Below are 16551 nucleotides of genomic sequence, written 5' to 3' on the forward strand. Positions count from 1 at the left end.
AACCAGTACGTGATTTTAAATAGCTGTCGCTTCTTTGTCAACGACAAAGTTGTGATTAAAGCCTCCAGTCAAATATTAAATTTTCACGAGATGAAAAAACTAACTTGCCGTATGTCCAGCCGATTCCCCCGAATCGGCTATGCGTTACCGTTCAGTGATCCTGGTCAGGGCAGAAAGAATGGTGTGTGCCATCTTCATCAGTTCCTACTGTTGGCAGTTTTTGTTTTGTCAGGTTTTGTGGTATCTGCACAATCTCCTGTGGTTAAAGGTACTGTGACAAATGACAAAGCAGAACCATTAAGTGCTGTAACAGTAAACCTGAAAGGAACCTCACAATCTGTAGTTACCAACGACCAGGGTGAGTACTCTATCGCTGTACCCAATGGAAAGGGAACACTGGTTTTTTCTTATGCTGGTTTTGTAACCATCGAGCAGGAAATAAAAGGTGAATCAACTTTTAACCTCGCCATGGCGCCGCAGGCTGCCGCATTGAACACAGTAGTTGTTGTAGGATACGGTACTGCGCGAAGAAAAGATCTGACAGGTGCAGTTTCTTCTGTAAAAGCAGAGCGGATGGAAAATGAAAAGCCGCAATCATTACAGGATATTCTCCGAGGTAACGTTGCCGGCCTGCAGGTTGGATTAAACTCCAATGCAAAAGGTGATCCTGCAATGGAGCTTCGTGGCGATAACAGTCTTAAAACATCTTCATCACCATTGATTGTGCTCGATGGTGTTATCTATCCCGGAACTTTATCCGACATCAATCCGAATGATATAGCAACGATCGACATCCTGAAAGATGCTTCGTCATCTGCGATATTCGGAGCACGTTCTGCCAATGGTATTATACAGATTACAACGAAACGTGGTGAAGGAAGCGGTAAGCCTACGATAAATTTTAATACCAGTCTTGGTCTTGCACAGCCAGCAAGAATTATGAAGGTGTATGGTCCGGAAGGTTTTATTGACTGGCGTACCGATGTGATCACATCTATGAACAGATATAATCCTGCAGTCAGTCAGAAATTGTACATCTACCAGGATCCAAACAATCTTCCCGCAGGTGTAACTCTCGATATGTGGCGCGATGGAAATAACGGAGATGTGACTGATATCTTTTTAACGCGCCTTGGATTGAACACTCTTGAGCAGGCAAATTATAAATCAGGCAAAAGTTTTGATTGGGAAGATGCAGTTTACCAGACGGGACTTCGCCAGGATTACAATGTATCGTTATCTGGAAGACAGAAAGCATTCACCTATTACTGGTCCGTGGGCTATAACAATAATGAAGGCGTTGTAGTTGGTGACCAGTTCAAGACATTGCGCAGCCGGTTGAATTTCGACGTAAAGATTACTGATTGGTTGAACATGGGTACAAACCTTCAGTTTGCACAACGCGATGAAAGTAATATACAGGCGGTATGGCAGGATGTATATCGTGCTTCTCCTTACGGATCTTATTTTAAGGATGATGGTGTTTCCCTTCGTTTGAGCCCGACTGATGATCTGGTTGGATCTAAGAATCCTTTGTATGACCGGGCATTTCAAAACAGGCTGCTGGATTTTACAACTCTGCTAGGAACAGCTTATGCAAATGTGAAGCTGCCACTCGGGATCAGTTATCAACTGAATTTCTCACCGCGATTTGAATGGTATCGCAATTATAACCACAGATCTTCTCAGCATGAAGAATGGAAAGCATTTGGTGGTGAGGTAACCCGGCAGAATCAGAATATTTTCAGCTGGCAGCTGGATAATATTTTCAAGTGGAGTAAAACAATTGCTGTTGATCATAAAATTGATGCAACATTCCTCATCAATGCGGAAAAATACCAGAGCTGGTTCAGCTCGCTTGGTACACAGGGATTCTCGCCAACAGATGTGTTGGGTTACGGTAATGTATCTGCCGGATCGAGTGCATCAAATATTATTGGCGCCAATGATGAATACAGCACGGGTGATGCGTTGATGGGACGCCTGTTTTATTCTTTCAAAGACAGGTATATGCTGACAGCTTCGATCAGGAGAGATGGTTACTCTGCATTTGGTCTTGAAAACCCCAGGGCCGTATTCCCTGCGATTGCTTTAGGTTGGGTATTCACTGATGAGAAGTTTGCAAAAAACAATATACTGACTTATGGTAAACTTCGTGCTTCATGGGGAGAAAACGGAAACCGTGAGATCGGGAGATATGATGCATTGTCCGACATGACCATCGGCAAGTATGCCTACTACACATTGAATGGTATGGCATACCAGAGCAATACACTCACAGTGACGCGTATGTCCAATTCTCATCTCAAATGGGAAAAGAGCCGTGCACTCAACTTTGGTCTTGATTTCGGTTTCCTGAACGGATTATTTGATGGTTCAATCGAAGTGTATAAAATGAATACACTTGATCTGCTCGTTGACAGGAAGCTTCCTGATGTGGTTGGTTTTACTTCTGTGACTGCGAATCTTGGGGAAGTTGAAAACCGTGGTATTGAAATCGCACTTAATGCGAGAGTAATGGATCACAAGAATTTCAGGTGGCGCGCTTCTGCAAACGTTACTGTAAACAGAAATAAGATTGTTCATTTGTATGGCGATATGGTTGATATTCTTGATGGCAATGGAAATAAAATTGGCCAGAAAGAATCCGACGACAGAACAAATAAGTGGTTTATCGGGCAAGCAATTGACAGAATCTGGGATCCGGTGGTGATGGGTGTATGGCAAATCGGACAGGAAGCCGATGCCGCTGTTTTTAACCAGTTTCCTGGCGATTTCAGAATAAAAGATGGAGATAAGACTGGTAAGATCAACGAACTCGATTATGAGTTCCAGGGTTATACAGAGCCTCGTGTGCGCTGGAACCTCAGGAATGAGTTCACCATATTCAAAGACCTGTTTTTTTCATTTAATATATATTCTTACTGGGGTCATAAAAAAGCGTATAACGAAGCGAAAAACAGCAATGGTTTTCCGGAACGTAACAACTCATATGCCACGGAATACTGGACGCCGGAAAATCCAATCAACGATGCAAGCCGCATTCGTTCATCTGCAGGTGGGATCAACTTTAATGTATGGCGTGATGCATCCTTTATCCGCCTGGACAATGTGACGATGGCTTATAATGTACCGAAAGATTTTCTGAAACGCCTTACGCTGACAAATTTCCGTGTATTTGCTTCGATCAGGAATACGGGGGTATGGGCACCTAACTGGCCAAAAAATTACTGGGATCCTGAGAACAATGGACCAACGCAGCGCATCTACACATTCGGCATCGATCTATCTCTCTAATCATAATAAATAAAAATTATGAAGACCTTATTCAATAGTTACATGAAACGGCTTTTGCTTTTAGCAGGTGTTGTTTGTATCTTTTTTGCCTGCAAAAAAGATTTTCTTGAACCCAAACCGCTTTCCATTTTCACACCGGAAAGTGCGTTTAAGGATCCCCGTGGTATACAGGGTGCACTCGCTGCCTGCGATGCAGATATCAGGAATGAAATGTATGGAGATGCTCCTCCTTATCTTACAGAAATGATGTTCTCGGATCTGGCAGCAGAGGGTATGAACGATAACCCGGGCACAAACCAGAACCTGAATAATATGGTAACACCGACATCCAACCTGGACAATGGAAATGGAAACAGGATTGGATGGTTCTGGAACAGGCACTATCTCGGTATCAGGTATGCGAATGTTGTAATTGCGCGTATCGATGACCCGGTCTGGCCAACAGAGGCTGATAGAAATGCTACGCTCGGTTCAGCTTATTTCCATAGAGCGATGCGATATTACAGGCTTGTTCACCAGTTTGGTGATGTTCCATTTATCGGAAGAGAAATCAAATCTCCCAAGCTTGACTTCTTCTCAACAAAAAGAGAGGTGATACTTGAGAAGCTAAAGAAGGATCTGGAGTTTGCTGTTCAATGGGTTCCGGACAATGTTGATCGTGGAAAAGTGACCAAAGGAGCATGCGGCCATTTACTGACGAAAGTGAATCTTGCACTTGGAAAGTTCCAGGATGCCATTGCTTCGGCTTCAGCAGTGATTGATGGAGGCGCGTATAACCTGATGCGTAGCGGATTTGGTGCGATTCCTAAAGAAGATGGGGACTATCTTACGAAGCTTGGAGTAGTGCGCGACGATGTTGTTGCCCGTTTGCATTGGCCGACGAACAAAGCCATTGCCATCAATAAGGAAGTATTGTTTATGACGATTTCCCGCGAAGAGCTGGTGGAGTCGCGCCTCGACCTTCGAATGATGCGCCAGGCATTACCTTTCTGGAGTAAGACCGCCGCGAATCAGATTTATACTCCAGATGGAAAAACAGGCACCTCAGATCTGGCAGGAAGAGAAATAAAGCTGGTGGAAACATTTGGTCGTGGTATCGGTCGTACCCCGAATACAATTTATCACGCAGAAACCATCTGGGATGATCCGAATGATTTCAGACACAAGAGGTATAACTGGATGAACATGACTGATCTTGTGTACAATCATGCTGCGTTGAAAGGTACAAGTCCTTACTACGGTCAGCCTCTGCAACTGCGTGATGCCAATGGAAAAGTGCTAACGCTCGATACGATTTGCAACTGGTACGGATGGCCACATTATAAAATGTATGCACCGGATCCACGCAGGCCTCAGCCTCAGGGTGGTGCATTTGACTGGTATATTTTCCGTCTCGCAGAAACATATTTATTGCGCGCCGAAGCTTACGTCTGGAATAATCAACCTGAAATGGCAATGGCTGATATCAACCAGGTTCGTACACGGGCCAATTGCGCTCCATATACTGATGTAAGTAAAATTGATATCAGTACCGTGCTGGATGAAAGGGCAAGAGAGTTATACTGGGAAGAACCAAGAAAAACCGAACTTGATCGTGTCGCATTTATCTATGCATTAACCGGACGACCTTACAAAGGAAAAACATATAAGCTGGATAATTTCGGGAGCGTGAATTTTTACTACGATTGGATAATTGAGAAGAATAATTTTTACAGGTTAGGGATTGTTGCCAATAACGGTCAGCAATATACGATCAGCCCTTATCATGTTTTATTCCCTGTTCCGCAGGCATCTATCAGTGCCAATACGCAGGGTGTAATCAATCAGAATTTTGGTTATGATGGATACGGCAGAAACGTACCGCCACTGACATCTATCGATCCTGAAGATGATAATTAATTTCATAATGCATAAACATAAAGTTCATATCATGGGAAAATTTATCCGGACAGTGTTCCTGTACTCGGCCTGTCTAATGATTCTCGAAGACGTAAAATCGCAGGACGCTGCAAAAATTCCCATCGGCCTTGATGGTTACAGGATGTGGGACAAATGGCCGATGCAAAGGCCTGGAGTGAGAGCGTATATGCGTAGTACTTATGACAGAACAGGTGGAAATGAAGGAGCAGATGCAAGCCATTTTCTTTTTCTTCGTGATGAGACGTATAATGTAAGTCTTGATGTATCGGGAAAAGGTGTTTTGTATTTCATCAGAACAAATCACTGGCATGGTAGTCCATGGCATTATGTAGTTGACGGGACAGATAATATTGTAAAAGAAAGCGGAACAGCAGAACCTGTTACGGCCAAGAAATCAATTACCAATGCTGAGTTTATTCCATCAGCAACGTTTCCCAAACCAATGAACTGGACATGGGGCACAACAAAAGGTGCGGACCTGGTATGGCATCCGATACCTTTTGAAAAATCAGTAAGACTTGCTTATTCGCGCACGAGATATGGTACAGGTTACTATATCTATAATTTATTTGCCAATGAAGATCAGTTGAGTCAGCCGATCAAAACCTGGAATATCAATAATACTCCTTCACAGGATGTACTCGATCTCATTGGCAAAGCAGGAACTGATATTGCGCCGGTGAATATTAAGAAGAAGGCTGGTAAATTAAAACTGAATAAAGAAACGGTAGAAGTTGCTAATATAAAAGCAGCCAACACTACCATCAGGGCGTTGAAATTTACCATACCATTGGATAAAGCACAGGACCTGGAAAGATTGGGTTTGAAAATCACCTGGGATGGCAGAACTGATGCATCAATTAATGCACCACTCTGTTTGTTTTTTGGAACAGGAACTTTTTATAATCGCGAGAAGAAAGAATTTCTTGTCAAAGGATTTCCAATCAATGTAAGATTTGACTATCCGAACAATAAAGTTGAGTTGGCGTGTTATTATCCGATGCCATTCTTTTCATCAGCGAAGATTGAGCTTACCGGGGTAACTCCGGGCAGTAATGAAATCAGTTATGAAGTTCGTTATGAGCCCAACAAACTTGCGCAGAATCAGCTTTCTTATTTCCATGCCTCTTACAAAGATGTTCCAACTCCTGAGCCAGGAAAAGATATCGTATTGGTAGATACAAAAGGTATCGAAGGAAGTGAGGATTGGTCAGGAAATTTTGTTGGTACATCTTTCATTTTCTCACACAACGGCAACCTGAGTACACTTGAAGGAGATCCACGTTTCTTTTTTGACGACAGCGAATCACCACAGGCTTATGGTACAGGTACCGAAGAGTGGGGCGGCGGCGGAGACTACTGGGGTGGTGAAAACATGACGCTTCCTTTTGCTGGTCACCCGGTAGGTTGCAGGAGAGTCGCAGATGCAAAAGATCCGAAAGATATTATTCAGTCTGCATATAGATTTTTACTGACTGATATGATGCCATTCGGAAAGCGCGCAAAAATTCATCTGGAGCATGGCGGAGAAAATCTTCATGCAGAGCATTATGAAACTATCGCCTACTGGTATGGGTTACCTGCAGCATCGTTGGTGAAAACAGACAGGCTGGATGTTGGTATTGCTTCAAGTGAGCAGGAGCATGGATATAAATCACCAGACGCTTCACAGCCATACACATTGAAATCCCGTTACGAATTGGGTATTGATCATTTCCCGCTTCGTGTATGGGGGCATATTGATACCAATGCAATCAACTATACCAAACTGCGTGGGACAGAAGTTTATCCTGAACATGAGCAGAATGGAAGATATACCAGAGGAAGTTCTGAATTTACGGTAAAGCTGCGACCGGATAACGGCGGTGCATTGATTCGTCGCTCCTTGGATTACAGTTTCCCGAATCAACGTGCGGAAGTATTTATTGCAGATGCAAATAGTGACAACTGGGAATCTGCCGGAGTATGGTATCTCGCGGGATCGAACACCTGTGTATATTCAAATCCTCCGGGAGAACTGGACTTGCGAAATATCGTTGTACAAACTTCCAACAGAAGGTTCAGGGATGATGAATTTTTGATCCCTGCTCGATTGACGAAAGGAAAATCAGCAATAAAAATCAGGTTAAAACATATTGCAGATGATACAGAGTTGTATCCTGATTATCGTTTCCCGCGTGCCAGTGCCTGGAGCGAGTTGAGTTATGATGTATTCAGTTATATCACTCCTGAATTTTCAGTGAAGAAATAAATCTTTCTGGGGTTACAAGCAAGATGGAAGGGCTCCTTACGGCGGAGCCTTTCCGAATTTTACAAACATGCTGTTTGAAATTTATGAAACTATATAGAACAAAAGAAGGGATTGTCGTTCATTACGAAAATGGTTTTTATCTTCTGAAAAAGGATTGGGATGAAACAGTCAATAGTGATGAGGCGCAGAATTTCATTAAATCGAAACTGAAGGATAAATTGTCAGGAGAAGATGCTTTCGGGCTTCTTGAAAAATCATTATTGCCTCCCATCGGATCGCAGGAGGTCTGGGCTGCTGGAGTAACTTATCTTCGTAGCAGAGATGCGCGAAAGGAAGAAGCCGCTGCGTCGGGTGGTGCAGATCTGTATGATAAAGTGTATGAAGCAGAACGACCGGAATTGTTTTTTAAGTCACTACCTCATCGCGTGCAGGGACATAACCAGGACGTTTATATCCGTAAAGACTCCAACTGGAATGTACCAGAACCTGAGTTTACTCTTTTCATAAATCCTGCAGGAGATATTGCTGGTTATACGATTGGCAATGATATGAGCTCAAGAAGTATTGAAGGCGAAAATGCATTGTACTTACCGCAGGCAAAAGTATATGAAAAGAGTGCAGCTATAGGTCCCTGTTTGTATCTTCCGGGTGAAATTCCTCGCCGGGAAACAAAGATTTCAATGAAAATTTTCAGAGCAGGAAAAATTATGTATAATGATAGTACCACTATTGGCAGGATGAAAAGAACTTTTCCTGAATTGGTGGAATATCTTTTCCGCGAATTTGATTTTCCGTATGGCGTATTTCTGATGACTGGTACTTGTCTTGTACCCGGAAATGATTTTACTCTTGCTGAAAATGATATAGTTGAGATCAGTATTGATGGGATTGGGATGCTGAGGAATCGGGTGGCGATTAAGAAGTGAGAAGTGAGTAGTAAGCAGGAGTTAAAAGTGATTAGTTTAAAGTTTAAGGTTGTAAGTATCAGGTAATAAGTTCGCTCCTGCGAATGCTAAATTCATCTTTAATTGCAACAGAAAATAATGTTCATCCTCAGATAGGAGCATATTGTTTGAAGCCGCCTTGGAAGGTGGAGGAGTTGAATGATTAGTGATTAAGGTTGTAAGTATCAGGTAATAAGTTCGCTCCTGCGAATGCTAAATTCATCTTTAATTTCAACAGAAAATAATGTTCATCCTCAGATAGGAGCATATTGTTTGAAGCCGCCTTGGGAGGCGGAGGAGTTGAATGATAAGTGATTAAGGTTGTAAGTATCAGGTTATATGTTCGATCTTGCGAATGGAAGATTCTTCTGAACTTGCAATATGAATAATGTTATGATTCGGAAGTAAGGATCCTATAGCAGCGTGTTACGTTTCACGTTCTACGTTTAACGTTCTACGTTAGAATGCTTCTGCAAAATTAATATACGTTCCGTTAAAACCGTGCTGACCGAAGCCGAAATCAATACGAAGGTTAGTGTTGTTTTTGGAATCAACCCGAATACGAATACCGCCACCGTAGGAGATTTTAAAACCATCAAAAGAGAGATCGCTGTATGAGCTCGCAACGCGACCGGTTCCAACCCATGCAGTGATTCCAAAAATATTCCACACGGGCATACGATATTCCACCTGTGCATCTACCAAAACATTATCACGATAGGCGCCCTGGTAATAGCCGCGCATTTTATTGTCGCCTCCCAACATAGCTAAGTCATAAAAAGGGACATCTCCCCATGCATAAGTTGTCGTTGCCTGTAACGCTATCACGTGTTTATACCACGGATTAAAATATTTCCTTGCATCAAGATCGAATTTAGTATACTGATAAACACTGCCGAGAAACGATGGATGTGAATTGACCAAAGCAATCACATATGCGCCTCCATCAGGGTTGTAGCGATTTACGCGACTATCATATGCTGCTGCAAGGCCGAGCCCCAATGTAAAACCGCCTTTCTGCCCGGTTACATCGTTTTTGATCAGATAGCTATTGCTGTCCAGTTTTATATCGTAATAGTATGCGAGGTCGATTCCGGGTCCAATGTAGAAATTTTTACCGACCAGGAACAGGTGAGAAGAATTAAACCTGAATCTGCTGTACTCGGTTTTTTCGTATACATCGGGGTCAATTTCATTACCAATGCCGTAAAAAAATTCAGGTTCTTTTTTGTAATTGATATAACTGAGGATGATGTATTTGTTTTTATTAAATACCAGTTCATTGGTGACTGAAACATTAATATCTCCTTTGGTACTGAATGTAACGACTTCAGAAAGTTTTGAAGGTTTTGTAATGCTGTCGAATTTTTTAGATAATGTGATCAGGTTAAATTTTGCCAATCCAAACACGTTACCGGATTCAGTTGAGTATGTAATAATCGGAACAGGAATGATTTTGAACAAACGTTCCATCTTCTGATTGAAGTTGTCAAATTTTGATTGCTTTTTAATACTGGTATCGGCTGCTGTTTTATTAGCTGCCGAAGTATCTATGGCAGGAATGGTATCCTGCTGTGCAAGAACGGGGGTAGCAAAAAGCAGACTTATTACTATTAAATAATAGCTGAACCGGAATGTTAGCATAAATGTGATATCCGTTGTAATATAACTATCGCAAGATAAATCTTTGTCCATTGTGACCAATTTTACTGCAAATTGTGTCAGACGGCTCTAAAAATCTTAACGTTCAAACCAAAGTAAAATGATAATGGGTTAACTTGTCGGACAAAAAAGATTGTTGCCATGGGCTCACAGACAAGAAGAAATTTTATTCAGCATGCTGCAGTGTTGTCTGGTCTTCCGTTAATAAATTCTTTTCCGGTTATCGCAGGGGACGTCCGAAACTCTAAGGCTGAACCATTGATTATAGGTCATGGTGAATATAAATACACCGTCGATAAAAGCTGGGCTAAAATCAGTACCAACAGCAATCCTTTGTTGAACTGTCACGAGATGGTTCAGGACAGCAAGGGTCGGTTATTGATGATCGGTGATCATACCAACAATAATATTCTTGTTTTTGATAAGTCAGGGAAGCTGCTCGATTACTGGGGTCACGGTTATCCGGGTGGTCACGGACTTACTATTAGTAAAGAAGGCGGCGAAGATTTTCTCATTCTCGTCGACTGCGGATATTTTGTAGATCGCAACAATGCATTCCAGAGCCAGGCCGGCCAGGTTATAAAAACGGATATCAATGGTAAAATCATTTTTAATATCGGTCACCCGCGTACGATAGGTGTATATAAAGATAGTGAGCCGTTTCGTCCGACTGAAACTGCGGTTGCCCCTAACGGTGATATCTATGTTGCTGATGGTTACGGATCGGATTATATTCTTCAGTATGACTCACATGGGAAATTCATCCGTATGTTTGGTGGAAGAAACAATAAAAATCCTGAACATAATTTAGTCAATGCACATGGAGTTGTAGTTGATACAAGAGATAAGAATAACCCGGTTGTGATATGTACATCAAGAGAAGAAAACTGTTTTAAGATTTTCACTTTGGATGGTAGATTTATCAGTCGGCTGGATATGCCTGGAATGTATGTTTGCCGGGGTGTGATTCACGGGGAAAATTTATATGCAGGAGTATGCTGGTCGAAGAATGCGGAAGGGAAAAGGACTGATCAGTCGGGATTTTTAACGATACTGAATAAGAATAATAAAGTGATTTCCAATCCCGGCGGGACGGAGCCGGTGTATAAAAATGGGGTTTTGCAGCCATCGATGAGGTTGGACCAGGCGGTATTTTATCATGGTCACGATGTTTGTATTGATGAGGATGAAAATGTGTATGTGTGTCAATGGAATGCGAATCATACAGCGCCGGTGAAGTTGACGAGGAGCAAGGGATGAGGATGAGATTTTTAAGTCATTCCTCTTCATTTCGGGTTCGATTACCCAGTCTGAGCTTGACGGGAAAAATACCAGCCATTCGCGGTCAAAACAACTTGTTACCGGCATCCGCAGTGAGTACTTTTATTAAAAGTATTCATATGTTCAAGGGGATGACATTGAAGGAATTTAATAAGGCCTTCAAAAGTGATGATGATTGCAGAACGTATCTTTTTCGTTTGAAATGGGCCGCGGGCTATCGATGCAGGAAGTGTGGCAATACTAAATCTCATAAAGGGAAATCAAAATATCATTTGAGGTGTACCGAATGTTTGTACGGCGAATCCGCTACTGCTACTACCATTTTTCACAAAATGAAGGTTCCATTACTGAAGGCATTTGGAATGATCTTCAGAATATCAGTTAAAAAGAAAGGGATTTCCACGCTCGAGCTTTCCAGGGAATTTGCAATTGATAAAAAGACGGCCTGGCTTTTCAAAAGAAAGATCCAGGAGGTAATGAGTGGAGGGCAACAAATTCAGTTAAATGATCCTATAGATTCCACTTCTTTTACTTTTGGCGGTGCGGAGCTGGAATGGAAGAGTAAATTCCAGGGTGAAGAATCGAATGCAATATTAATGGTTGAAAAAACCAAACGAAATAAATTGGGAAATGCAAGAGGAAGGATGGCAACTGAAGCTGATTCAATCGAATTAATTGAAAAATTGAAATCAAACAACAAAAGTGCTGCCGCGAATGCAGCTTCAATAAAAAATCCAAAAACAATTTTAGAAAAAATAGATTTTAATATTCCTGATCCATCAGGGAAAAGGGGAGTTCAGATTCTCGTCTTCAACTTAAAAAACTGGTTGAGAGGAATTCATCATCATTGCTCCGGTCGGTTTGCCAATGGTTATCTGCAGGAATTTATATTTCGATTCAACAGGCGTAATAATCTGAAAATGATTTTACACCAGGTGATCCAGGCAGGAATTTACCATCAACCGTACTTCTATAAGCCTTTCAACCCCAGACTGGGGAATCGGCCCCTGGAAGAAAAGCCTCTGACTGTTACCTGATCAAACCATCACGAAGCTTTCTTCCTTCTCCCACTTCCCCCCTCAATACTCGCCTTCAGCTGTTCCATGAGGTCTTTTGTATTCACATGTGCCACCCGCAGCGGCTTAACCTCAGTCAGCTTACCTTTCGCTTTAGCCTTGATCAGTTTCATCAGCTCTGTAGTATAGTTATCTTTGTATTTATCAATATCAAATTCACCACTGAGCTGATCAATCAATGCCATCGCCATTTTCAATTCCGCGGGTTTGGGCTTCGATGCGGGAACTTTTATTTCCGGCTTACGAATCTCTTCATGAAAACGAATTCTGTTAGCAATTAAAACATCTCCGCTCACTTTAAGTATAACCAGATGTTCTCTGTTGCGCATAACAAATGATCCAAGTCCGGCTTTGCCACTTTTGGTCAGTGCATCTCTGAGCAGTACGTACGGCCTTGCTCCTTGTTTATCAGGTTCGAGGTAATAAGGCATTTCATAGTATATGGAATCGATTTCACTTTCGTCAACAAACTGTACGATGTTAATTTCTTTTGATTTCTCCGGACTCGCTTTTTCAAAATCTTTTTCGTCAAGTATCACGTACTTTCCATTCAGATCATAGCCACGGACGATATCGGCCCATTTTACTTCTTTGCCTGTTTTTTCATTCACACGTTTAAAGCGGATATTGGCTTTGTCTTTTTTATCGAGCATGTCCAGGTCAAGACTGCTTTCCTGCGTTGCACTGTACATCTTTACCGGAATGTTTACCAATCCGAAACCGATTGAACCTGTCCAAATTGATCTCATGGTAAATTTTATTATTGGTTATTACTATTTTATGAAGTTGACTATTAATCAGGATTGCTATTCGGAGGGTTTATCATCCACTAATTTCATCAATTCAGCTGTCTGCCGTTTGTTATCTGCCGTCTCATAAAGTTACCCATTTATAATTTCACCTCCATTCGGATGTAGCACCTGCCCGGTGATGTATGATGAGTCATCACTGGCAAGAAAAAGATAACTTGGCGCAACTTCCGCGGGTTCCCCCGCTCGCTTCATCGGAGCATCGCTTCCATGAGCCGCAACCTTCGACGGTTTAAAACTTGCAGCAATCAACGGTGTCCAGATCGGCCCGGGAGCCACTGCATTCACACGGATACCTTTGTCGACAAGGTTGGAAGATAAACTCCTCGTAAATGATACAATCGCGCCTTTGGTACTGGCATAATCAATTAATGAAGGGCTGCCACGGTAGGCGGTAACCGAAGTTGAGTTGACTATTGCACTTCCCGGTTTCATATGCGGAAGTGCATAACGTGTGATCCAGAAATACGAAAATATATTGGTACTGAAGGTTTTTATAAGTTGTTCAGTACTGATATCTGTAAACTCTTTGTTTTCATAATGAATGGCTGCATTATTTATCAGGATATCAATGGCTCCGAATTTTTTTATCGTCTTCTCAACTACAGATTTGCAATGTTTTTCTTTTGAAATATCACCTGGCAGAAGAATACAGTCAGAGTCATATTTATTTACCATTGTCGCGGTATCTTCTGCATCTTTTTTCTCATTCAAAAAGGATATAGCAATGTCTGCACCATGTTTTGCGAATAATACCGCTACAGCTCTTCCGATTCCACTGTCCCCTCCGGTAATCAATACCTTTTTGCTTTCCAGTTTTTTCCATCCAGGATCGGGATTTGATTCGGGCACAGGACTCATTTTGAATTCCTGGCCAGGCCTGTTCTGCTGCTGCGGCTTTCTTATCGGTTTTTTTTTACTTCCTTTTTGCACGGAATAACTTTTGAGTATTTAGTATTATATCTCCTGATCACCCTATTAGCTATAATTTTGTGCCAGCCCCTGAATCACTATGAAGCGATATTTCCCATCCCCTGGATGAGATTTCCGCTTTTTGTGTTTGGTGGCTGTGGAAATTATTTCCCGGTCCTTTGGGTCCGTATGGATAAATTTTGATTTAGTAAGTGGAAGTATGATGGACTCTCAAAATCATTATTCAGATTGTATTTAAATCGGAGCTATGTCAACCAGAAGTTTTTTTTTAAAGCATATGCTGATTTTTTTTTCTGTTTCGGGTATAGTTTCGGGTTGTGGTAAAGACGACGAAAAGAAAAGCAACGATATCAATGGCAGCTGGGCGCAGGTAAGTACAGCAGGACTGCCGGAAGAGCGCCATGAATGTTCATTTGTGCTTGCTGGTGATAAAGGCTATCTGATCGGCGGTCGCGGGGATCATCCGGTCGAGGAACTTGATCTCACCACAAACACATGGAAAAAACTGGCATCTCCGGGGATGGAGATCAATCACTTCCAGGCCTTTTCATATAATGGAGAATTGTGGCTGGCTGGTGGATTTACCGGTGGTTTTCCGCACGAAACACCGGTCGAAAAAATCATGATATTTTCTCCATCCGGTAATCAGTGGCGCGAAGGGGCCACTATTCCTGCTGGAAGAAGGCGTGGAGGAGCGGGTGCGTTCACCTACAATAATAAAATATATATCGTTAGTGGAATTACTGATGGACACTGGACGGGAACAGTAGGATGGTTTGATGAGTATAACCCGGCAACTGGTCAATGGACCACACTGCCGGATGCGCCGCATCCACGTGATCATTTCAATGCTGTTTTGATTGGCGACAAACTTTACCTCGCAGGTGGCCGAAGAACTTCTGAAAGCACCGGAGAATTATTTGATCTGACCATTCCTGAAGTAGATGTTTATGACTTTAAAACCAATCAATGGTCATCTTTTTCTTCAGATAAAAATATTCCAACGCAACGAGCAGGTTGTACTTCTGTTAATCTTAATGGACAATTGGTTGTTATTGGAGGTGAAAGTGGCTCACAGGATCAGGCCCATAAAAATTGTGAAGCATTTGACCCGGGTACAGGCACATGGAAGTCGCTTTCTCCATTGAATACTGGTCGGCATGGAACCCAGGCTTTTGTATATAATGGAGGTATTTATATTACAGCGGGTAGCGCTAACCGTGGTGGCGGACCCGAGTTGAACACGACAGAGAAGTTTTCGGAAAAATAAATGCCATCTGCAAAATCTGAATTCTCTACTGAGCTTTAATTCCGTGTTTCAGCCGCGAGGCAGGAATGGAAGTTGTATATTTATTTTCCATGGATTCCATTACGCATATTGCACTGGGTGCCTGCATGGGTGATGCTTTCTGCGGAAGAAAGCTCGGAAAAAAAGCTATGCTTTGGGGAGCAATGGCGCAAAGTATTCCGGACATTGATTTTGTTGCCGGCTTCTGGATGGACACTGCCGATAACCTCGTAGCGCATCGCGGAATTACGCATTCTTTTTTATTCTGCATTCTTGTTGCATTGTTATGTGCCTACCTGGCTGAGCGATGGCATCGGCCACACAATATTTCCTTCAGCAGGTGGCTGCTCTTTTTTGGTGGTGTAATCTTCATTCACATTTTTATTGATGCGTTTAATAATTATGGAGTAGGCTGGTTCGAACCTTTTAGTCACACCAGAATTACATTCAATACTATCTATGTCGCAGATCCTTTCTTTTCTATCTGGCCGGGAATTGCGATCATATTTTTACTGCTGATCAATAGAAACAATCGCGATTCAAGAAAGAAATGGTGGCTGATCGGGATGGTAGTTCCAGCGCTGTATCTCTGTTATGCACTATGGAACAAATACCAGATCGATAAAGACGTCCGTGCAATTCTTAAGGAAGAAAAAATTGAATACAAAAGGTATTTCACTACTCCTGCACCACTGCAGAACTGGCTTTGGTTTGTAGTTGCAGGAAATGATAGCGGTTATCATGTCGGATACCATTCTGTTTTTGACAGAAAACATGAATTGCAACTTTCCTATTTTCCAAGAAATGATCAATTTCTGGAACCTTTAATGAATAATCACGATGTGAAACAACTCATTCGTTTTTCGGAACAGTTTTATACTGTTGAAAGGTGGAGTGATACATTGATATTTAATGACCTGAGATTTGGGCAGGAGATTGGATGGTATGATCCCAAAAGACCTTTTGCTTTTCATTATTTTCTCACGTTTCCTTATGAAAATCGACTCGTGGTGCAGCGCGGGCGTTTTGCAGGATGGAACAGGGATGTTTTTAAAGTGATGTGGCGAAGAATCAGAAGTTGAGCACCTGA

11 protein-coding genes and 1 pseudogene are annotated in these 16551 nt (G+C 42.1%); 9 read left to right on the forward strand and 3 right to left on the reverse strand.

What is annotated here, in order from left to right:
* Window positions 1-111: 111 nt before the first annotated feature.
* The 4 genes from P2W82_RS13125 to P2W82_RS13140 all read left to right on the forward strand — a co-directional run bounded on the left by P2W82_RS13125 (window position 112) and on the right by P2W82_RS13140 (window position 8394).
* On the forward strand, window positions 112-3297 hold the full coding sequence (locus P2W82_RS13125; protein WP_336516350.1) for a SusC/RagA family TonB-linked outer membrane protein: 3186 nt from the start codon (window positions 112-114) through the stop codon (window positions 3295-3297).
* A gap of 18 nt (window positions 3298-3315) precedes the next feature.
* Window positions 3316-5196 carry a RagB/SusD family nutrient uptake outer membrane protein gene (locus P2W82_RS13130; RefSeq protein ID WP_336516351.1) on the forward strand — a complete coding sequence of 627 codons (1881 nt, stop codon included), beginning with the start codon at window positions 3316-3318 and terminating at the stop codon, window positions 5194-5196.
* A 7-nt stretch (window positions 5197-5203) separates the two neighbouring features.
* Entirely contained in the window at window positions 5204-7468 is a 2265-nt protein-coding gene (locus P2W82_RS13135) for a DUF2961 domain-containing protein (RefSeq protein WP_336516352.1), read from the forward strand.
* 83 nt (window positions 7469-7551) lie between these two features.
* Entirely contained in the window at window positions 7552-8394 is an 843-nt protein-coding gene (locus P2W82_RS13140; RefSeq protein WP_336516353.1) for a fumarylacetoacetate hydrolase family protein, read from the forward strand.
* Between the two features lie 477 nt (window positions 8395-8871).
* Here P2W82_RS13140 and P2W82_RS13145 read toward each other — a convergent pair whose 3' ends face one another.
* Window positions 8872-10107, reverse strand: a complete 1236-nt coding sequence (locus P2W82_RS13145) for a BamA/TamA family outer membrane protein (RefSeq protein WP_336516354.1) — start codon at window positions 10105-10107, stop codon at window positions 8872-8874.
* A 108-nt stretch (window positions 10108-10215) separates the two neighbouring features.
* On the opposite strand from P2W82_RS13145, the gene P2W82_RS13150 reads away from it, so the two are divergent.
* The 3 genes and pseudogenes from P2W82_RS13150 (at window position 10216) to P2W82_RS13155 (ending at window position 12392) form a co-directional block, all read left to right on the forward strand.
* On the forward strand, window positions 10216-11334 hold the full coding sequence (locus P2W82_RS13150) for an NHL repeat-containing protein (RefSeq protein WP_336516355.1): 1119 nt from the start codon (window positions 10216-10218) through the stop codon (window positions 11332-11334).
* A 152-nt stretch (window positions 11335-11486) separates the two neighbouring features.
* Window positions 11487-11633, forward strand: a pseudogene (locus P2W82_RS24820) (transposase); the annotation flags it as partial.
* A gap of 54 nt (window positions 11634-11687) precedes the next feature.
* Window positions 11688-12392 (forward strand): transposase, encoded by a 705-nt coding sequence (locus P2W82_RS13155; protein ID WP_336516356.1) that lies wholly within the window; start codon window positions 11688-11690, stop codon window positions 12390-12392.
* A gap of 8 nt (window positions 12393-12400) precedes the next feature.
* Here the strand turns inward: P2W82_RS13155 and ku are convergent, their stop codons facing one another.
* Window positions 12401-13180: a non-homologous end joining protein Ku gene (ku, locus tag P2W82_RS13160; protein ID WP_336516357.1), complete on the reverse strand. Its 780-nt coding sequence runs from the start codon at window positions 13178-13180 to the stop codon at window positions 12401-12403.
* 132 nt (window positions 13181-13312) lie between these two features.
* Entirely contained in the window at window positions 13313-14173 is an 861-nt protein-coding gene (locus P2W82_RS13165; RefSeq protein ID WP_336516358.1) for an SDR family oxidoreductase, read from the reverse strand.
* A 247-nt stretch (window positions 14174-14420) separates the two neighbouring features.
* On the opposite strand from P2W82_RS13165, the gene P2W82_RS13170 reads away from it, so the two are divergent.
* Together P2W82_RS13170 and P2W82_RS13175 are read left to right on the forward strand one after the other, a co-directional pair.
* The gene (locus P2W82_RS13170; RefSeq protein WP_336516359.1) at window positions 14421-15443 is read left to right on the forward strand and encodes a Kelch repeat-containing protein; all 1023 of its coding nucleotides are present in this window, start codon (window positions 14421-14423) and stop codon (window positions 15441-15443) included.
* A gap of 89 nt (window positions 15444-15532) precedes the next feature.
* Window positions 15533-16543, forward strand: a complete 1011-nt coding sequence (locus P2W82_RS13175; protein WP_336516360.1) for a metal-dependent hydrolase — start codon at window positions 15533-15535, stop codon at window positions 16541-16543.
* Window positions 16544-16551 lie beyond the last annotated feature (8 nt).

Origin of the sequence: Pollutibacter soli (genome assembly GCA_029269725.1) — a bacterium.
GTDB lineage: Bacteria > Bacteroidota > Bacteroidia > Chitinophagales > Chitinophagaceae > Pollutibacter > Pollutibacter soli.